The 19031-nt window shown below is 70.5% G+C and carries 20 protein-coding genes; 5 read left to right on the forward strand and 15 right to left on the reverse strand.

The window, feature by feature from the left end; all coding sequences use genetic code 11:
• Positions 1–23: 23 nt before the first annotated feature.
• From egtD to egtA, 4 genes are read right to left on the reverse strand one after another with little or no spacing between them, the layout of a single operon-like run.
• Positions 24–1025: an L-histidine N(alpha)-methyltransferase gene (egtD, locus tag ACSHXN_RS35165; RefSeq protein ID WP_356108973.1), complete on the reverse strand. Its 1002-nt coding sequence runs from the start codon at positions 1023–1025 to the stop codon at positions 24–26.
• Positions 1022–1813 (reverse strand): ergothioneine biosynthesis protein EgtC, encoded by a 792-nt coding sequence (gene egtC / locus ACSHXN_RS35170; protein WP_438305004.1) that lies wholly within the window; start codon positions 1811–1813, stop codon positions 1022–1024. Before egtC ends, egtD begins: the two co-directional genes overlap by 4 nt.
• The gene (gene egtB, locus ACSHXN_RS35175) at positions 1813–3129 is read right to left on the reverse strand and encodes an ergothioneine biosynthesis protein EgtB (RefSeq protein ID WP_355130504.1); all 1317 of its coding nucleotides are present in this window, start codon (positions 3127–3129) and stop codon (positions 1813–1815) included. The genes egtC and egtB overlap by 1 nt, the downstream gene beginning before the upstream one ends.
• Positions 3126–4442, reverse strand: a complete 1317-nt coding sequence (gene egtA / locus ACSHXN_RS35180) for an ergothioneine biosynthesis glutamate--cysteine ligase EgtA (RefSeq protein WP_355130502.1) — start codon at positions 4440–4442, stop codon at positions 3126–3128. Before egtA ends, egtB begins: the two co-directional genes overlap by 4 nt.
• A gap of 300 nt (positions 4443–4742) precedes the next feature.
• Here egtA and ACSHXN_RS35185 point away from each other — a divergent pair, with 300 nt between their 5' ends.
• Positions 4743–5573, forward strand: coding sequence for a TIGR02452 family protein (locus ACSHXN_RS35185; protein WP_356292313.1), 831 nt, complete (start codon positions 4743–4745; stop codon positions 5571–5573).
• 355 nt (positions 5574–5928) lie between these two features.
• Here the strand turns inward: ACSHXN_RS35185 and ACSHXN_RS35190 are convergent, their stop codons facing one another.
• Positions 5929–7536 (reverse strand): MDR family MFS transporter, encoded by a 1608-nt coding sequence (locus ACSHXN_RS35190; RefSeq protein ID WP_355130498.1) that lies wholly within the window; start codon positions 7534–7536, stop codon positions 5929–5931.
• Between the two features lie 227 nt (positions 7537–7763).
• Between ACSHXN_RS35190 and ACSHXN_RS35195 the strand changes: the two genes are divergently transcribed.
• From ACSHXN_RS35195 to ACSHXN_RS35205, 3 genes are all read left to right on the forward strand, one after another.
• Entirely contained in the window at positions 7764–8390 is a 627-nt protein-coding gene (locus tag ACSHXN_RS35195) for a TetR/AcrR family transcriptional regulator (RefSeq protein ID WP_355130496.1), read from the forward strand.
• A gap of 258 nt (positions 8391–8648) precedes the next feature.
• On the forward strand, positions 8649–9203 hold the full coding sequence (locus ACSHXN_RS35200) for a DinB family protein (RefSeq protein ID WP_355130494.1): 555 nt from the start codon (positions 8649–8651) through the stop codon (positions 9201–9203).
• Positions 9204–9457: 254 nt separating this feature from the next.
• Positions 9458–10207, forward strand: a complete 750-nt coding sequence (locus ACSHXN_RS35205) for a DUF5677 domain-containing protein (protein WP_356108961.1) — start codon at positions 9458–9460, stop codon at positions 10205–10207.
• A gap of 381 nt (positions 10208–10588) precedes the next feature.
• Here the strand turns inward: ACSHXN_RS35205 and ACSHXN_RS35210 are convergent, their stop codons facing one another.
• Positions 10589–11554 (reverse strand): zinc-dependent alcohol dehydrogenase family protein, encoded by a 966-nt coding sequence (locus tag ACSHXN_RS35210; protein ID WP_356108958.1) that lies wholly within the window; start codon positions 11552–11554, stop codon positions 10589–10591.
• Positions 11555–11719: 165 nt separating this feature from the next.
• On the opposite strand from ACSHXN_RS35210, the gene ACSHXN_RS35215 reads away from it, so the two are divergent.
• Positions 11720–12364 carry a TetR/AcrR family transcriptional regulator gene (locus ACSHXN_RS35215; RefSeq protein WP_383358791.1) on the forward strand — a complete coding sequence of 215 codons (645 nt, stop codon included), beginning with the start codon at positions 11720–11722 and terminating at the stop codon, positions 12362–12364.
• Positions 12365–12466: 102 nt separating this feature from the next.
• Here the strand turns inward: ACSHXN_RS35215 and ACSHXN_RS35220 are convergent, their stop codons facing one another.
• From ACSHXN_RS35220 to ACSHXN_RS35260, 9 genes are all read right to left on the reverse strand, one after another.
• Positions 12467–12592, reverse strand: a complete 126-nt coding sequence (locus tag ACSHXN_RS35220; RefSeq protein ID WP_438305009.1) for a hypothetical protein — start codon at positions 12590–12592, stop codon at positions 12467–12469.
• Between the two features lie 52 nt (positions 12593–12644).
• A complete protein-coding gene (locus ACSHXN_RS35225; protein ID WP_438305011.1) occupies positions 12645–12827 on the reverse strand; it encodes an Imm7 family immunity protein in 183 nt (60 codons plus the stop codon).
• A gap of 148 nt (positions 12828–12975) precedes the next feature.
• On the reverse strand, positions 12976–13473 hold the full coding sequence (locus ACSHXN_RS35230; RefSeq protein WP_356108953.1) for a nuclear transport factor 2 family protein: 498 nt from the start codon (positions 13471–13473) through the stop codon (positions 12976–12978).
• Positions 13474–13770: 297 nt separating this feature from the next.
• Positions 13771–14526, reverse strand: coding sequence for a hypothetical protein (locus ACSHXN_RS35235; RefSeq protein ID WP_438305013.1), 756 nt, complete (start codon positions 14524–14526; stop codon positions 13771–13773).
• Between the two features lie 107 nt (positions 14527–14633).
• Positions 14634–15167, reverse strand: a complete 534-nt coding sequence (locus ACSHXN_RS35240; protein ID WP_355130480.1) for a GNAT family N-acetyltransferase — start codon at positions 15165–15167, stop codon at positions 14634–14636.
• A 447-nt stretch (positions 15168–15614) separates the two neighbouring features.
• Positions 15615–16013, reverse strand: a complete 399-nt coding sequence (locus tag ACSHXN_RS35245) for a hypothetical protein (RefSeq protein WP_355130478.1) — start codon at positions 16011–16013, stop codon at positions 15615–15617.
• Between the two features lie 94 nt (positions 16014–16107).
• Positions 16108–17130, reverse strand: a complete 1023-nt coding sequence (locus ACSHXN_RS35250; protein WP_355799598.1) for an LLM class flavin-dependent oxidoreductase — start codon at positions 17128–17130, stop codon at positions 16108–16110.
• A gap of 305 nt (positions 17131–17435) precedes the next feature.
• Positions 17436–18077 (reverse strand): NAD(P)-dependent oxidoreductase, encoded by a 642-nt coding sequence (locus ACSHXN_RS35255; protein ID WP_356292328.1) that lies wholly within the window; start codon positions 18075–18077, stop codon positions 17436–17438.
• On the reverse strand, positions 17968–18981 hold the full coding sequence (locus ACSHXN_RS35260) for an EamA family transporter (RefSeq protein WP_438305015.1): 1014 nt from the start codon (positions 18979–18981) through the stop codon (positions 17968–17970). Before ACSHXN_RS35260 ends, ACSHXN_RS35255 begins: the two co-directional genes overlap by 110 nt.
• Between the last annotated feature and the right edge of the window lie 50 nt (positions 18982–19031).

Genomic DNA, 19031 nt, shown 5'->3' on the forward strand with positions numbered 1-19031 from the left:
TGCCGGCCCTCACCGGGGCGCCGTCACCGCGCCATGCTCAGGGACAGCGCGAACCTCGCCTCCTCGTCCGTCCACCAGTGCGTCAAGGCCATACCGGCCGCGGCCAGTTCACGCCGTACGCCGTCCTCGCGGAACTTCGCCGACACCTCCGTGCGCAGCTCCTCGCCCTCCGCGAAGTGGACCGCCAGATCGAGCGCGGGAATCTTCACGGTTTGCTCCCGGCGCGCCCGCAGCCGCATCTCGATCCACTCGTTCTCGCTGTCCCACAGGGCCACATGGGTGAACGCGTCCGGGTCGAAGTCGGCGCCCAGTTCGCGATTGACGACGGTCAGCACGTTCTTGTCGAACTCCGCCGTCACACCGGCCTTGTCGTCGTACGCCGCCACGAGCACCGACTCGTCCTTCACCAGGTCCGTGCCGAGCAGCAGCGCGTCGCCCGGTGCCAGCAGGGACCGCACGGACGCGAGGAACTCCGCACGCTCGGCGGGCAGCAGATTGCCGATCGTGCCGCCGAGGAAAGCGACGAGCCGCGGCCCCGGAGTCTCCGGCAGGGTGAGGCCGGCGGTGAAGTCCGCGACGAGTGCGTGCACGTCGAGTTCCGGCCGCTCGGCGATCAGCGCCTGTCCCGCCTGGGTGAGCGCGCTCTCGCTGACGTCGACCGGCACATAGGTGCACAGGCCGGTCAGCGCGTCCAGCAGGTGCCGGGTCTTCTCGGACGATCCGGAGCCCAGCTCGATCAGGGTGCGGGCGCCGGTCGCCGCCGCGATCTCCCCGGAGCGCGCGATCAGGATCTCCCGCTCCGCGCGCGTCGGGTAGTACTCGGGCAGCTCGGTGATCTTCTCGAAGAGGTCGCTGCCGTGGGCGTCGTAGAACCACTTGGGCGGCAGCGTCTTGAGTGGCTGGGTCCCCTCCGCCCGGGAGGCGTCGGGACCTTGGGACAGGCCGAGGCCGCGCAGCACGTCGGCGCGCAGCGCCGCGTCCGCGGCGTCCTCGGCAAGGGTGCGGGTGAGATGGAACGGGCTCACGTGCTGGGCTCCTCGTGGGGTGCGGATGCCGGGTCGTCGTGAAGGTCCTTGAGTGGGGTCAGCAGGACGTCGGTGGGCGTGGCCGCGAGCAGCGTGCGGTCGGGTACCTCCTGCCACTGCGGGTCGTCGTCGTACGGCTCGGAGGCCACGACGGTGTACCGGCCGGGCTGGGAGAGATACCAGAGCGTGTCGCCCCACGCCGTCGCGGTGATCGTCCTGCCGTCGGTGAGCAGCAGGTTGAGCCGCGAGTCGGGGGCCGCCGCGGCGACCTCCAGCACGGTGTCGGCCAGTGCCTGGGCGCCTTCGTCACCGGCCCGTAGCCAGTTGAGGACCAGCGCCCAGACGATCGCCGAGTCGGTGCGCGCCTCCAGCGACAGCAGTTCGGCGGGCGGCAGGGTACGGGCGAGCTCGGCGACCGACCGGGGCCACCCCGCCACGGCGCCGTTGTGGCTGAACAGCCACCGGCCCGCCGCGAACGGCGCCGCGGAGGCCTCCCCTGCGGCACATCCCTCGGTCGCGTCGCGCACGGCGGCCAGAAGCGCGCCCGAGCGCACGACCCGCGCCAGATCGGCGAAGGACGGGTCGGCCCAGACGGGGCCCATCCGGCGGTACCGCGCCGGCACCGGGTCCCCCTCCGCGTACCAACCGACCCCGAAGCCGTCGGCGTTGACCGTGCCGTACCGCTGCCTGCGGGGCGCCCACGACTGCCGGTACAGGCTGTGGCCGGGCTCCACGAGGATCCGGCCGAGCGGCTCCTCGGGGCCCAGATAGGCCAGGTGGCGGCACATCAGGCGTCCCTCGCGGTGCGGAAGCCGGAGAAGATCTGGCGCCGGATCGGATAGTCCCAGTTGCGGAACGTGCCCCGGCAGGCCACCGGGTCCACGGCGAACGAACCGCCGCGCAGGACCTTGTGCTCCGACCCGAAGAACACCTCCGAGTACTCCTTGTACGGGAACGCCGTGAAACCCGGATACGGCAGGAAGTCGCTCGCCGTCCACTCCCACACGTCACCGATCAACTGCCGCACCCCGAGCGGCGAGGCGCCCGCCGGGTAGCTGCCGGCCGGGGCCGGCCGCAGATGCCGCTGGCCCAGGTTGGCGTGTTCGGGCCCCGGGTCGGCGTCACCCCAGGGGTAGCGCCGGGAGCGGCCGGTCTCCGGGTCGTGGCGCGCCGCCTTCTCCCACTCGGTCTCGGTGGGCAGCCGGCGCCCCGCCCAGCGGGCGTACGCGTCCGCCTCGTACCAGCACACGTGCAGGACGGGCTCGTCGGGCGGTACGACCTCGGTGACACCGAAGCGCCGCCGCAGCCACTGCCCGCCGTCCCGCTGCCAGTACAGCGGGGCCTGGAGACCGTGGGTGCGGATGTGCTCCCAGCCCTCGGGGGTCCACCAGCGCTCGTCGCCGTAGCCGCCGTCCTCGATGAAGGACTGATAGGCGGCGTTCGTCACCGGAACGGCGTCGATGCGGAAGGCGGGCACCAGCCGCTCGTGCGCGGGCCGTTCGTTGTCGAGCGCCCACGGTTCGGTCGAGGTGCCCATGGTGAACGGACCGCCGGGGACCAGGATCTCGGACGGCCCCGCGTACGGCGGCACGGGCTCCGGATCGGGGGCGGTGAGCGCCTGCGGCCCCCTGCGGAGCTGGTGCGTGATCAGCATCGTCTCGTCGTGCTGCTGTTCGTGCTGGGCGATCATGCCGAAGGCGAAGCCCTCCTGCGTCAGCCGCCGGCCCTCGAACCGCGTGTTCTCCAGCACGTCCAGGGCCCGGCCGCGCACCTCGGCGGCGTAGCGGCGGGCCTCGTCCGGCGCCAGCAGCGGCAGTGTGGGCCGCTCGGAGCGGGGGTGCTCGAAGGCGTCGTAGATGCCGTCGATCTCGGGCCGCATCGCGTCGCGGCCCGCGACCGTGCGCAGCAGCCACAGCTCTTCCTGGTTGCCGATGTGCGCGAGGTCCCACACCAGCGGCGACATCAGCGGGGAGTGCTGCGCCATGAGGTCGGGCTCTTCGACACAGGTGGTCAGCAGCGCGGTGCGGGCGCGGGCCGCGGTCAGAGCGTCCAGCGCGCGCTCCCTGAGCCGGTCGGGGTCAATCGGTGACCGCTCGTCGGTCATGTGTGGATGTCCTTCCCGTGGAACCGGGTGTCCTGCCCGCCGGAACGGGTGTCCTTCCCGTGGAACTGGAGCAGCAGATCGTCGGCGGGGCAGCGGCCCCGGGCCACGTAGCGTTCGGTGAACCGGGCGACGGCACTTTGGACCTCGTCCGTGGCGCCGAGCCGGGGCAGTGCCTCGGCCGCGGCCGCGAAACAGGCGGTGGCGGCCTCGCGCAGTTCGGGATCGGTGAGACCGTCGCGAGTGGCGGCGATCCACAGCGGATTGCCCGGAGCCGGCTGCGAACCCGCCCGCTCGGCGAGGGGTTTCACCGTCCGGTAGGCGGTCTCGGCGGCCTGGGGGTCGTCGAAGAGCGCGGTCGTCACGGCGAGCGGCACGATCCACCCGTCGTCGCCCGGCTGGGCGTCGATCATGCGGAGTTCGAGGTGGCCGCGTGGCCGTATCGGCGGGAACAGGGTGGTGAGGTGGTAGTCGAGATCACCGCGGTCCGGCGGATCGGCGGACCGGGCCCAGTCCCGGAAGGTCATGCCGGTCGGCACGCGCCAGGGCCCCTTCTCGGCCCGGATGCACATCACGGGCGCGTCCATCACATGCCGGGCCCATGCGACGCGCGGGTCGCCGTCGAGCGGCGGAGCGCTGCTGCGTCCCGGCTCCATGGCGGCCCAGAAGGACTGCCGCGTCGAGCGCCAGCCCGTGGGCCGGCCCCGGGACAGGGGCGAGTTGGCGAACGCGGCCAGCAGTACCGCGCCGAGGTGATGCGCCAGCCACCAGCGCCGGCCGTGCCCGAGCGGGCCCGGCTCCTCGTATCCGGCGTCCAGGCACACCTGGACCGACGCGGACGAGCACATCATGGAACGGCCCTCGGGGCCGGTGCGGTCGAGATAGCTCTCCATCGCGTCGTAACGCGGTTCATGGAGGTAGCGACGCGGAGGGTTCCAGGGATCGTGGCCGATGCCGCTGATGCCGATGTCCATCTCGCGCAGAACTGCGCGGACCGCGTCGAGGTCGGCCGAGACGGCCCCTATGCACTCCATCAGGGAGGCGGCGGGAGCGGAGCTGAGCTCCAGCTGGCCACCGGGTTCGACCGTGAGGGCCGATCGCAGGGGCAGGGACCGCAGTGCGGCGTAGGCCTTTCGGAGACGTTCGGGTGGTACGGGGAGCCACGGTTCGCGCAGCTCGTGGACGAGCCATTCCACCTCGACACCGAGTGTGCGGGGCGGTCCGGTCTTGAAGCAGATGCCGCGGACCAGTGCCTCCACCTCGGCGTCGGTGACGGCGGAGCGCTGCTCCGGACAGTCACTCACCGAATCTGACATGTCGGGATCCTCCTGAGATTCCACCATGCCGCCGACCAGGCCCCGGTTGGGCCGAGTCGGCACACACTCGTCCACCCAAGACCCTCGCACCGATTCGCACAAGAGTGCGCAGTGGTGCTTTTACGGCTTCTTGCTCTTCGTTTCCCGGTGGGAAATCAGTTGTTCTCGGGGCCGGGAAACCCTGTTGCGGCTCACGACCAGCATCGCTCAGGATGCGTTCATGAGCACGACGGGGGAAGCCGGCGCCACGCCGGGGGAGGCCGTGCGCCGCGCGCTCACGGCGCCCACGGGGGTGGCGCCGTGAGCGCGCGCCTGCGCGGGATCGGGCAGCAGACAGAGTCGATCGTCGCCGCGGGGGGCTACGGCACTTCCAGCGGGCGTACGGTGACCATCGCCGCGGCCGTCGATGCCGCGCGCGCCGGCACCCGGATGTTCGGACCGGACCCGGTGCGGACGCCGCAGGTCGCCGCGGTGGGCACGCGGTTCGAGGTCACCGGGGAGAGCAGCCTGGAGGCAGCCCGGCGGCTGGTGGGCCGATCGGGTGATCCGCCGGCCGTGCTGAACTTCGCCTCCGCGCGCAACCCGGGAGGCGGTTTCCTGAACGGCGCCCAGGCGCAGGAGGAGGCCCTGTGCCGGTCCTCGGCGCTGTACGCCTGCCTTCGTGAGGTGAAGGAGTTCTACGATCACCACCGGGCGCACCGCGACCCGTTCTACTCGGACCGCGTGATCCATTCACCGGGCGTGCCCGTGTTCCGCGACGACCGCGGCCGGCTGCTCGACGAGCCCTACCCGGTGGGTTTTCTGACCTCCCCGGCACCCAACGCCGGCGTCGTGCTGCGCAGGAGCCCGGAACGCGCCGGCGAGCTGCCGGGCGCTCTGGTGGCCCGGGCCGAACGGGTCCTCGAGACAGCGGCCGCCAGTGGCTACCGGCGCCTCGTCCTGGGCGCCTGGGGCTGCGGGGTGTTCCGCAACGACCCGGCGCAGGTGGCCGGTGCCTTCCGCACACTGCTGGTCGGGGGGCGCTTCGAGGGACACTTCGGCGACATCGTCTTCGCCGTACTGGACCGCACTGCGGGGGCAGCGACGCGAGCGGCGTTCACTGAGGCCTTTGCGGACGTGTGCGCTGTGTGAGTTCGGGGCCGGGTTTTCGCGGGGTGCCCGGGGCGGTCGGGGTGGCGTGCGGGGTTGCGCGGGTGTTGCGGCCGATGCGTGCGCTGACCCGTCGGTTTCGCTGTGCTGGTCGCCCTGCGGGGGCGGCTGTGCGAGCGGCGTTCGGTGAGGCGTTCGCGGACCCTGTCACTGCGTCGTTCGGCTTTGGTGGAGTGCCCGGGCGGGTCGGGTCTGCGCTTGCGTGATCATGTCGTGGGGGTCTGCGGTCCCGGGTGCGCTGCCCGACTGTTCGGCGGGTGCGCGCCGACGGCGGTGCGGGCAGACCTACGCCACGGCCCCGTACGGCTGGGCCGTACGGGGCCGTGGCGGCGGTCGGTCAGCCGGTCACCGGGTCGGCGGCCGTGGCGACGGGCACCTTGTCCGTGTCCGTGCCCGAGCCGCCGGTGAAGCCGCGCAGCGGCACATGGCGGATGAACAGGGCGATCACGATGCCGAGGACGGCCGCGGAGGCGCCCCAGGTGAAGGCGGTGTCGATGCCGTCGCTGACGGCCTTCGCGAAGGCGTGCCGGACGCTCTCGGGCAGGGCGCGCAGCGCCTCGGGCGTCATCTGGGCGACCGTGCCACCGGTCTTCCCGGCGTCGGCGGACGGGCCGGCCGCCGAGGTGAAGGAATCGGCGAGGGTGTGGGTGTAGAGGGCGCCCAGCACCGAGACACCGAGGGAACCGCCCATGTTCCGCAGGAACGTGGCCGCACCGGTGGCGGCGCCCATGTCCCGCAGCGGCGCGCTGTTCTGGGCGATGAGCATGGTGGTCTGCATCAGGCAGCCCATGCCCGCGCCGAGAACGACCATGTAGAGCGCGGTGATGGTGCGGGAGGTGTCCGGGCCCATGGTGGCGAAGAGGGCGAGCCCGACCGTCATCAGGAGGCTGCCCGCGATCGGCAGGGCACGGTAGCGGCCCGTCCGGCTGATCACGGCACCGCCCGCGAGGGAGAGCGCCATCGCGGCGATCATCATCGGCATGAGCAGCAGGCCGCTGTTGGTGGCGGAGGAGCCCTGGACGTACTGCTGGAACTGGGGGAGCAGGGTCACGCCGCCGAACATGGCGAAGCCGACGACAAGGCTGAGGGCGCCCGCGAGGGTGAAGTTGCGGTTGGCGAAGACCGACAGCGGCATGATCGGCTCGGCGGCGCGGCGTTCCACCATGACGAAGGCGGCGAAGGCGACGACGGTGATCACGGCCAGGCCGATGATCATGGCCGATCCCCAGTCGTACTCGGTGCCGCCCCAGCTGGTGATCAGGACCAGCGTGGTGATCCAGACGGTCAGCAGCGCGGCACCGGTCCAGTCGATGCGCACCTTGCCTGAGCTGCGCGGCAGCCGTGCGAGGACGAACCAGCAGACCGTCAGGGCGACGACACCCAGCGGCAGGTTGACGTAGAAGGCCCAGCGCCAGGAAAGGTGGTCGGTGATGAACCCGCCGGCCAGCGGGCCGCCGATCATGGCGACGGGCATGACCGCCATCATCACGCCCTGGTACTTGCCGCGGTCCCGGGGCGGGACGATCTCGGCCAGCACCGACATGACGCCGACCATCAGGCCGCCCGCTCCCAGGCCCTGCATCGCGCGGAACCCGATCAGCTCGCCCATGTTCTGCGACATACCGCACAGCGCGGAGCCGATCAGGAAGATCGCGATGGAGGACAGGAAGGTGATCCGGCGGCCGATGAGGTCGCCGAGCTTGCCCCAGATCGGAGTGGCGGCGGTCGAGGCGAGGATGTAACCGGTGGTGACCCACGCGAGGTGGTTCAGGCCGCCGAGATCGCCCACGATCGTGGGCAGCGCGGGCGCCACGATCATGTTGTCCAGCATGGCGAGCAGCATGGCGATGACCAGGCCGCTCATCGTCACCATGATCTCGCGGTGGGTGAAGCGAGCCGGCGGGGCTGTCTCGGCGCCGGCCGAGGCCGGTGCTGTCTGCGTCACGGGCGGATGCCTTTCAGCGGAGTAGGCGGAACGTCGGGATGCGCGAAAGACCGAAGAGTGAAGGAGGCGGGACGGTTGTGGTGAGAGCCGCGTCCGCGCGATGCCTCAGGCAGGAGAGAGGCGAATCACTTACCGGCCGGTCAGTAGATTACTTGCCGACCGGTAAGTTGGCAAGGGGGGGCCACCATGGCCACGATCGAGCCAGGCACTCAGTGCGGGAGCGCCGCATGCGAAGGGACGACATGGCGATGGCAGGGGCAGGGGCAGGGCACCGGCGGGGCAGCGACACGAAGGCCCAGATCCGCAAGGTGGCCATCGAGCTGTTCACCGAGCAGGGCTACGAGGCGACCTCGCTACGGGAGATCGCCGAACGCCTCGGCATCACCAAGGCCGCCCTCTATTACCACTTCAGCAGCAAGGAGGACATCGTCCGCTCGCTCTTCACCGACCATCTGGACGCCCTGGACTCCCTGGTCGCCTGGGCCCGGGAGCAGCCTCCCGGCCCGGACCTGCGCACCCGCGCCGTGGACCGCATGGTCGACATGGTCACCGGCAGCGGTATGTCGGTGATGCGGTTCGCCCTGGCCAACCAGCGTGTCGTGCGCGACCTTCACCCCGGCCGCGAGAACGCCTTCGAGCGACTCACCGAACTCTTCGAGATCGTCGCCGGACCGGACGCCTCGGTGGAGGAGCAACTGCGGCTGCGGGCCGCACTGCTCAGCGTCAACACGGTGCTGCTGGCCGCACAGGGACTGAAGGTCTCCGACGAGCGTGTCGCCGCGGTGGCCCGCGACATCGCACACCAACTCGTACCGCCGCTCGCCGACGACGCTTCGGCCGAATCAGGGTCCTGACATGACGTCCGACCCCTTGACCGCGGTCCCGGGTGCGGGTGGGGGCACGGCTTCGGGACGCGGGAACGGGGCGTCGGGACACCGGGCGGGTGTGATCGGTCGGGCGGGTGCGGTGCGTCGATCGGGTGTGATCGGTCGGGCCCGGGGGCCGATGATGTGTCCGGGGCCGATCTGCCGGGGGCGTCGCCTCCGGTCGGCCTGTCGAGGGCTTCGTCGGTGTCGGGTGACGATGAGCGATAAGAGGACGGGGCCGGGGCGATGATCCGACCGGACAACACGTCGGACCGCCGACTCCGCCGGCTCTCGGGCCAACTCACCTGGCATTGGGAGCACCAACTGCGCCCCCGGCTGTCCGGGCTCGAGGACGCCGAGTACCTATGGGAGCCGATCGCCGACTGCTGGTCCCTCCGCGCCCGGCGTGACGGCACGATCGCGCCGGACCGGGCTTTTCCGGCACCGGAACCGCCGCCTTTCACCACCATCGCCTGGCGCATGGCCCACATCGGCCAGACCCTCGCCCAGCGCGCCGACTTCCACTTCGGCGACCGGAAGTTGACCCTCGATCGAGTCCCATGGCCCGGGTTGACCGCGGCCGACGGCCTGGCCTGGATCGACAGGGGATATGCCGACTGGTGTGCCGGTCTGGACTCCGCCGACGACAGCCTGCTGAGCAGACGCAGCGAGGGCCCGCCCGGCACGGCCGACGGCCGGTACCCTTTCGCCGACGTGATTCTGCACGTGAACCGTGAGGTCATCCATCACGGGGCCGAGGTGGCCCTGCTCCGTGACCTCTACCGGAGCCGGAGACAGTGACAACGCCCTGATGCGGATGGAGCCGCAGGCGGCGCAACTCCGGCATGCGGATGAAGCCGCGGAACGCCCCTGCCGCCCGCCGACGGATGCTCAGAAGTCGTCACTGGTCCAGCGACGGTATGCGCGGACCGCTTGCTCCAATGAGGGGACGCGACGACGGCGACCGTCCACTCGGACGGGGCAAAATGTTGGCCGGAAGCCCTGCCTCTGCTGCACACTGGCCGCCATGTTGGCCGGCTGGGTAGGAACCGCGCATGCCTGAAGACCTGACCGTCGAACACGAACGTGCCTACAAGGGGCTCGAAGCCCTCGCGCGCCTGGTCGACGACTTCAGCGGAGCACTGCAACCCGCAGGTGAGGACGTGCGCCCGTTCTTCGTGGCATGGGGCATGCTGGCCAATGTTCACCGGCAGGCCGCGGCTGTTGTCCTCCTCCATCGCCAGGGCTTCGGCCATGAGACCGCCCCCAACCGGCGCAGCATGCTCGAACACGCGGCTCAGGTCTGGTGGCTGGCCGAAGACGGGCCGGACGCAGTGGACAGCATGAACCACGCGCTCCGGTACAAGCAGAGGAAGCTGCGGGAGGCGACCGACAGCGCAGGCATCACCTACGACACGACGATCGCCGACGCGGCCGTGGCCCTGCCGCGGAGCCCGGCGCAGACGTACAACAACATCGGGCACCTGCTGCAGCGCATCGGGGCGCCCCTGCACGCCGTCTACGCGGGGGAGAGCCTGCTCTCCCACGCCACGCTCACGTCCGCGGAGCGCTTCTACGCGGGCATCGACGCCGAGACCGTGCAACTGTTGATCGAGCCTCAGTACCCACAGCATGCCCCGAGCCCGGACGGCCGGGCGCCGTACATCGCGCTCGTGCTCACCTGGTTCGCGATGTCCTGCTTCAACCAGCTGCTGGCCGGCCAGCCATGGAGCGACGAGCTGCAACTCGTCGCCCGGGAGACCGGCATCGAGGACATCGCAGCACACACGAACGGCGCCCACTGACCGGGCACACCGGGCAGAGGGGCGCCGTTCCCGCGCGAGCGTGACGACGTGGTGCTCGGCAGAGACCTGGCGGGTCTCTTCGGACGACCCGACGATTGAGGTCGAAACGGGTGCCGACCTCGACGTCGGGGGGTAATGGCACGGCCATTACCCGGGGGCCGAACTCCTCCTCGAGTCGCGGGCGCCACCTGACGCTGGTCGAACACCCTCGGGATGCACCTCGCGGTGCCCGAGCGGCGGCACACCACCGGGGGACGCGGCAGCGGAAACCTGCCATGCCCCCGCACATGTCCGGTAGCTGCTGACGGTGACAGCCGGTGACCGACGCCCAGGGTGGGGCCCATGACGTTACCCAGGTGGCGAACACCGTTTCCGCCTGGCTCAGGGGGCCAGCACGATCCTGCCGAACACCCTGCCCGCGTCCATCTCGCGGTGCGCCGTCACGGCCTGGTCCAGTGGCAACACCTGGTGCACGACCGTGCGCAAGTCCCCGCGCGCGGCATCGGCGAACTGGGACGACCGTACGGCCTGCCGGTCCGGGACGGGCACGGTGTCCGAGCTGAAGGTGGCGAACGACAGCGACTTGCGGAAGGACTCCAGCAACCGCGTCCCGAAGTCCGCCGGTGGCTGCCCGCCGACCACGCCGACGGCAACGTACCGTCCGTCGGAATTCAACCTGTCCAGCACCAGCGGAAGCTGGGGACCCCCCACCACGTCGATGACCACATCGAAGCCGGACGGGGCGTCCGCGCCGCCGCCCTCGCCGGAGCGGTCGAGGACATGGGTCGCTCCCAGATCCCTCAGGCGGGCTCCGCGCTCCTCCGATGACGTGGTGACCACCACGGCGCCCGCGCCGCCCCTGGCGGCGAGCTGGACCGCGGTGATCCCGATGCTGCCCGCCGCACCGCGAACGAGAACCGTCTCGCCGGGCACAAAACGGGCGCGTTCCAGGGCAAAGTGGGCGACCACGCCGGAGCCACCGAGAGCCACCGCTTCGGCGCCGGTCAGGCCGTCGGGCAGCACAAGGACATCCTCGACCGCGGCGACGGCCTGCTCGGCGTAACCACCGGACAGGCCGGTGAACGCCCATACCCGCCGACCGATCCACGAAGCGTCCACTCCCTCTCCGACCGCGGTGACGCGTCCCGCGACCTCGCTGCCGAGGAGATGGCCCTCCTGGAAACCGTAGGCGGCGAGCGTTCCCCGGCGGATCACGGCATCCACGCCCCCCACGCCGATCGCCTCCGTGGCGACCCGTACCTGTCCCGGTGCAGGGACGGGTACGGGCAAGTCGACAACCTCCAGGCCGTCGGCGTCTCCGAACGTCTTGATCACTACGGCTTTCATCTCGGTTCCTCGAGTCGGTGGAAGGATGGGGCACAGCGGCGGGGGCCGTGGGTGGCAAGCCAGCCCCTGGGTCGAGGCGTCACCGGCGGAGTGTCGGTGCGGGGCGGGACCACCGCCATCGGAACGTAACGGACGCACCCGTCCGCTTGGCTGAAGTGAGAAACGATGACCGACCATTTGCCTCACACCGCTCGCTCCGACGCCCGCGACAACCGCGCCCGCATCCTGGAAGCCGCCCGCGCGGTGTTCGGCGAAGAGGGACTGAGTGTGCCCATGCGAGAGATCGCCCGGCACGCAGGCGTCGGCCCCGCCACGCTGTACCGGCACTTCCCGACCAAACGGGACCTGATCGGGGAGACCTTCGCCGAGCAGCGGCGAGCCTGCCACGCCATCGTCCGCGACGCCCTCGCGGACTCGGACCCGTGGCACGGATTCCGCGGCCTCGTCGAGCAGATCTGCGAACTCCATGCTCACAGCCGCGGATTCGCCGACGCCTTCATGACGGCCTACCCCGAGGCCATGGACTTCGCCGCCGACCGTGAGCCGGTTCTGCGCGCGGTCACCGAGCTGGCTCGCCGGGCCCAGGAGACCGGCCGGCTGCGGTCCGGCTTTGTCGTGGACGACCTGATCCTGATGCTCATGGCCCACCGGGGTGTCCAGGACGCGCCACGTGACGCCCGCCTCGCTGCCTCCCGCCGCTTCGCCGCCTATGTGATCGAGGCGTTCCGAGCCGTCCCGGGGTCGGCAGCATCTGTGTCACTGCCGCAGGCTCCACGCCTGCGGCTCGCGTACTCGCCCGCCACGCCCTGAACGCGTCGGCAGGAGGTCGGTCACTTCGGCAGCCGGACATGCTGTCCTGGTGCCACCACCAGCGGGCACCGTCTCCGTCGCGGCGACCCCGCCGAGGATCTCTCATCCGGCTTCCGGGGCCTCGGTCCTCCGTCGCGGGTCCGTGGCGATGCCGTCCCACTCCGGGCCGTGCAGCCACAGGTTCTCGGCCGCCTCCCGCATCAACTCCGGATCGTCCGGTCGCTGCAAGAGTCCAATCGGCAGGCCAGATTTCGAGCCCAGACAGGTAGCGGCCCGTCCATCACGTGCGGACACAACTCATGAAGCATGCCGAGGATGTCATCCACCTGAGGTCAAGGAGGTAAGGGCCGGCAATCCGGGCGATGCGAAGCCGAAGTCCATCGACGATCTGCCGCAGTCGGCCCTCGTTGTCGTCATCAACTGCGGTCTCCCTGACCGTGATCCAACCGTGGTCCTCGAACACCCCGCGATCCTGAGGAGATCATGTGCCCCACTGCGCCGAGAGCGGCAAGATCGCCCGGACAGAACCTGGCCGTCGGCGAGTTGGGGTGCTTCCTGCCGTCAGGTCGGGTGGGTGACCTTCCAAGCGGGCGAACGGCACTTCGACGAGGTCAACGCGGCTCGGCGCCGTTGTGACCTGAAGGGTCAGTGACACGGCCTTCGGCGTGGTGGTCGCGGATGGTGTCCAAGACCTCGGGGAGCCGGCCGCGGGCCGCAGCGGAGCGCAAGTGGTCCAGGTAGTCGCGGGATTCGACGATCTTTCCGTCCCTGACACGCATGATGAAGACGCCCGGGACGGTGAAGGGTTCGCCGGTCTCCACCACGATGCCTTCGTACTGGAACTCAGCAACGATGACCTCGGGATCGGCGGTCTCGTGCACGTTGATCCGGGTCGGACGGCGTCTGAGGGTCGGGCCCTGGTGCGACTGCGGCCCGCCGCCGAAGTGGGCTCGCAGCGCCTCGTGGGAGAGAAGCGGCGGTGCACCCAGCGGGTGGAACGGGTGCGAGACGTCAGTCTGCTCCGCGTAGAGGTCCACCACGTCCGTCCATCGCTCTTCACAGACGCCGTGCACGAGTTTCAGGAAGACTTCGCGAGGAGTGTCGGTCACCGGCTCACCATAGTCCGGCCCCTTCTCTCCGCGATGACTGGAACCGTGATCGGACTCCTGGGGGGCGATGACGAGCGAAGTCGCCGCCGAGGGCAGTGAGGGCACAGACGTCGAACGTCGACGGCATTCGGCGGGAACCCGGAACGGTAGCCGCGGGTGACCATCGGACCGACCCGCCATGGTGCAAGGACGTCCGCGGTGCTCCGCCTCAGTGATCGGCCAAGGTCGAGTGCCGGGCCGGGCTTCTTGGGGGAGAAGAGGCTGTGGGTCCCCAAGTCCACTACCCGCCGCCAGTTCTCAGCTGGAACGGGCGACGACCTGTCCGACGACGGAGAAGCGTTGCCCGCACTCCGGGCAGGTCGCCTCACCGAAGGCATGAGTGAGGGCGTGTGCGACCTCCTCATGGCCGTCCGTCAGGGCGAGGTCGTAGAGGCGCCTGCCGAGGCCTTCCAGGGCGCGTGGATCGGCCGGGTGGAGAGGGAAAGTCTCGACGTCGTCGGAGCGGGCGTAGTCCTCCACCGTACTGAAGAAGCCCCGCACTCCGAGAATCACCCACACCGACGCGCATCCGTCGGGATCGGGGCACTCGAGCTCGTATTCCTCGCTGACGACGCCCCAGATCAGGTCCTCCGCCCAATGGATGCCGCCCTCCAGGTTCAGGACCGCCTCGACCAGATAGCAGTAGTCATTCCGGTCGGTGGTGACCTGCCGACACCGGTGTGCGGCGCTCAGTAGGCGTGTGACTTCCGGTGCGTACTGGTGGCGCAGGTTCCGGGTCTCGTACCGCTGGTCGGCTTGGACGAGAAGCGCGCCTGCCAGGTGGAGGGCCGAAGCAGCCGTGTCGGCTTTGCCGGCCTCCGCCATGTCGGCCAGCGTCCGCAGCACCAGCGGATGGGCGACATCCAGGGAGCCGTTGTGGTACAGCTCCGTCCAAAGGTCGCTCCAGGCCTGGCTGTCCCGGCCCCGGACAGCGCGTTCCAGCAGGGACTTCAGCCGGTCGGAATCGGCGTCGTCTGCACGGGTGACAGGAGAACTCGTCGTCATCTTCGGCATCCAAGCAGACTGCCGTGGGAGCCGGGGTCTCGGAATCGTCGCGACCATGCGCTCGGGGCGTGGGGACAGCGGTCGGCTGCCTTGTGATGATCAACGGCACGGGCGGGTCATGCCTGGTACTCGGTGAGATCGATGGTGTGAACGCGCAGCGGGTAGCCGTACACCGGGTGTGCCGTCTCCCGCTCGGGCACCATGCCGAGCTTGCGGATGACGTTCTCGGAGGCGTTGTCACCGACCCGGTTGATGCTGATGACCCGGTCCAGGCCGCGGTCCTGGAGCGCGAACTCCAGCGTGGCGTGGGCGGCTTCGGACGCGTATCCCTGGCCCCAGAACTGTGAGCCGATCCGCCAGCTGATCGCCACGGCGGGCATCACCTCCGGCAGGAACTCGGGCACGGACAGCCCCGTGAAACCGATCAGTTCGCCCGAGGCCAGCAGCTCGACGGCGAAAAGTCCGAAGCCCTCCTCGTCCCACTCCTCCTCCCACCGCTCGATGTCCTCGGCGGTGTGGTCCAGGTCGCGCACCGAGCCGTCGTCGATCCAGTGCATGACCCGTGGGTCCCCGTTGATGTCCGCCATCGGCGCGAGGTCGTCGTCGTGCCAGCTACGGAGGAGGAGGCGGGGTGTGCGGATCTCGGTCATGCGCCCATCCTGCCGAAGGCAGGGGCCTCATCGGTAATCCGACGCTCGCACGTGCTGCCGCCGCGGAACCACAAGGCGTCAGGCCGCCTGCACCGCACGCACAGCGTGGCGAGTGACACAGGGAGCCGACGGCCGGGCGGACGACGTGCCACTTCGCCGGCACGGTCGAGACGCGAGACCGATTCGGCGGCAGCCCGCCACAGCAAGACCTTCGGGGGCCGATGCGGTCAGTGATCCCGCGGCGATGGGTCGTCGGGAAGACCTTTGGCCGGCTCCTGGACCCGGCTCATGACCACCGACAGCTCGCACAGGACTGCGAGGCCCTCCGCACCGCTCGGAGGCCGGCTCGGAGACCATGATCAAGCCGGCGATGGCCGACCTGATGAGCCACCGGCCGACCCGAGCGTCCGCTCCGAACTGGCGCGACGCCTGACCACTCACCAGCGGTCAGACGTCGTAGGGCCAGACCGTGACGTGTTCCTGTGCCACACGGACCTCGACCCACGACCCACCGACGCCGTCCGGTAGCGGTGGGCCGGCGAGATCGAACAGGATCAGCGTTCCGCCCACGTCCAGGACGGCCCCTCCGTCCTCGGTGAGGCTCAACTGTCCGCGAAAGACAATGCGGTCACCGTCCTCCCGCAGCTCAGAGGTGGCAACGGCCCCTGGCCGGGTGTTCCCTGCCCAGGCGATGTCCTCATCCACGGTCCACTCGACATGGTGTTCTCGCCCCACCGCCTCCGGGGTCCCCTGCCAGTGCGCCACAGCAGTGCCCACGACCGAGTGCACTCGGACAAGCACGGGCCTCGACGAGGCGCACAGCACCGCGTCTACCTTGACCAACACCTCGCCATCATCCTTGATCGGCTCACCGAACAGCTTCGCCGGGACACGTCGCTCTTTCAGACTGTGTTTGAGCCACATGCATGACGACCGACGCTCAACGCCAGCCGAGTTCCGGTGCCACATGGGTGAGGATGCTCTCCAGCACATGGGCGTTGTAGTCGACCCCGAGCTGGTTCGGGATGGTCAGCAGCAGGGTGTCCGCGGCCTGGATCGCCTCGTCATCCCGCAGCAGCTTCACCAGTTCCTCCGGCTCCGCCGCGTAGGAGCGCCCGAAGACGGCCCGGGTCGTGTCGTCGATCATGCCGACCTGGTCCCGGGAGTTGCGGTCGCGCCCGAAGTAGGCCCGGTCGAGGTCGTCGGTCAGGGCGAAGATGCTGCGGCTGACCGAAACCCGGGGCTCCCGGGTGTGGCCCGCCTTCCTGTACGCCTCGCGGTACGCCTCGATCTGCTTGCGCTGCTGGACGTGCAGCGGCTCGCCCGTCTCGTCGTCCTTCAGTGTCGAACTCTGCAGGTTCATCCCCAGCTCGGCGGCCCAGACGGCGGTCGCGTTGGACGCGGAGCCCCACCAGATCCGGTCGCGCAGCCCTTCGGAGTGCGGTTCGATCCGCAGCAGCCCGGGCGGGTTGGGGAACATGGGCCGCGGGTTGGGCTGGGCGAAACCCTCGCCGTCGAGGACCTTGAGGAATGCCTCGGTGTGGCGGCGGGCCATGTCTGCGGCCGTCTCGCCCGGCGCGGGGTTGTAGCCGAACAGGCGCCAACCGTCGATCACCTGCTCCGGTGAGCCGCGGCTGATGCCCAGTTGCAGCCGACCGGCCGAGATGAGGTCGGCGGCACCCGCGTCCTCGGCCATGTACAACGGGTTCTCGTAGCGCATGTCGATCACGCCGGTCCCGATCTCGATCTTCGACGTGCGTGCACCGATCGCCGCGAGCAGCGGGAACGGGCTGGCCGCCTGCCGGGCGAAGTGGTGCACCCGGAAGTAGGCACCGTCCACGCCGAGCTCCTCGGCCGCGACCGCAAGGTCGATGGACTGGTGCATGACGTCCGCAGCCGACCGGGCCTGAGATTGCGGGCTGGGCGACCAGTGACCGAAGGAGAGGAATCCGATTTTCTTCACCTGGTGATCAGCGTCCGGAGGCCGCGTTTGATTCCCTCGGCCGCTCGTGGCCCCGCGCCGGCGCCGCCCATCCCTCCAGGTCGGGAGCAGCACGAGCCCGGACGCGGTCGGCACCTCGGCGACGGCGAGCGCGTCCCCCCGCCGCATCAGGCAGGGGTGCTTGTCGGAGGTGCGTCCTGGCCCGGTGTGAGGAGCCCGCCGCCGTACTCCGGCGGAGCCGTCTCCTTCCGCTGGTTCGAGCGGGCGGGGTTGTCATGCGTCCGCGGCCCCGTTGTGGCTGGTCGCGCAGTTCCCCGGATTCCTCCTCAGTGCTGTCGGGTGACCGTGAAGTGCCGCTCGGCGCCTGGGCTTTCGAGTTCGTCCAGCACGGCCACGGCCAAGTCTTCGACGCTGATGCGGGACTCCCCGTCCGGGCCGAGGAGCAAGGTGCCCGTGCCGCGCCGGTACCGGCCGGTGCGGGCGCCGGGTTCCAGCAGGGCCGGCGGGCTCAGGTAGACCCAGTCGGCACCGGAGTGGGCCACACAGGTCCGCAGCTGGGCGACTCCGACGGCGGCCACCGCGCGGTACTCGGCGGCCACATACACGGGGTTGTCGGCGACCGGCAGATCCGGGGCGCCGGGGCTGCGCAGGGCGCCGGCGCCGCCGATCACGAGGACGCGGATCCGGAGCCGGGCCGCGGCGTCCAGCACCGTACGGGTGGCGGCGACCAGGAACTCCTCGTCGGCCGGGACGGTCCGCACGGTCAGGACGACGGCGTCCGCGGTGGCAGCGGCCAGTGACTCGCCCACCGCGGCTGCGTCATTCACGTCCACCGCGACCGGTGTCACACCCGGGCCCTCACTCGCCGGCTTCCGGGACAACGCCAGCACCCGGTGCCCGCGCCGGCTCGCCTCGGCGACCACCCTGCCGCCGACCATCCCGGTGGCCCCGAGCACGGCGATCGTCATGCGCTGCGTCATCGGACGTCTTCTCCTTCGTCGCGGTGTTCTTCCGTGCGGCCGGGCCGAGTTGCGCGGCCACCAACGCGGTCAGCGCCAGGGCGAAGCCCAGGGCCTGCGGCAGACTCAGCAACTCGCCCTGCGCGATCCCGATGACCGTCGCGACCAGCGGAGACAGCAGAACCAGGGGTGCGGAGGCGGCGACCGGCAGCCTGCCGATCCCGCGGAACCACAGTGCGTACGCGATCAGTCCGCCCATGCTCCCGAGCCACAGGTAGCCGCCCGCGGCGCCCGCGTCGATCCGTTGCGGCAGCCCCTCGACGGCCAGGGTGAGGGGCAGCAACAGCAGGCCGCCGACAGTCAGTTGCCAGCCGGCCAGGGTCAGCGGTCCGACACCCGCGGGCCGGCCCCAGCGTTTGGTGAGGACGACCCCGCCGGCCATGGTGGTCGTATGGCCCAGTCCGGCGAGCACACCGACGGCGTCCAGCCGGGCCTGCGGTCCCAGGACGACCAGGCCCACTCCCAGTACTCCCAGCACGCTCCAGGCCAGCCGCCGGGCCGTGGGCCGGTCGTGGAGCACCGTGAGGCCGAGACCGGCTACCAGCAGCGGCTGGGCGGCGCCGAGGGTGGCGGCGACACCACCGGGGAGCCGTTCGGCGGCCACGAACAGCAGGGGCATGGCGCCGATGTTGAGCATGCCGAGAACCGCGGTCTTCCACCACCACTTCCCGCGCGGCAGCACCCGGGTGATCGCCAGCGCGAGCAGCCCGGCGGGCAGGGCCCGCATCAGGCCCGCGAACAGCGGATGCCCGGGCGGGAGCAGCCGCGTGGTCACCACATAGGTGGTGCCCCAGGACGCGGGAGCGAGCGCGGTCAGCAGGACGGTCGTCGCCTGCGCCTTGTTCCGATGCATGAGGGGAGTCTCGACCGGACATACCGATGATTCCAAAGCATGGTTGTCAT

It is taken from the genome of Streptomyces sp. HUAS TT11 (genome assembly GCF_051553595.1).
Taxonomy (GTDB): Bacteria; Actinomycetota; Actinomycetes; order Streptomycetales; family Streptomycetaceae; genus Streptomyces.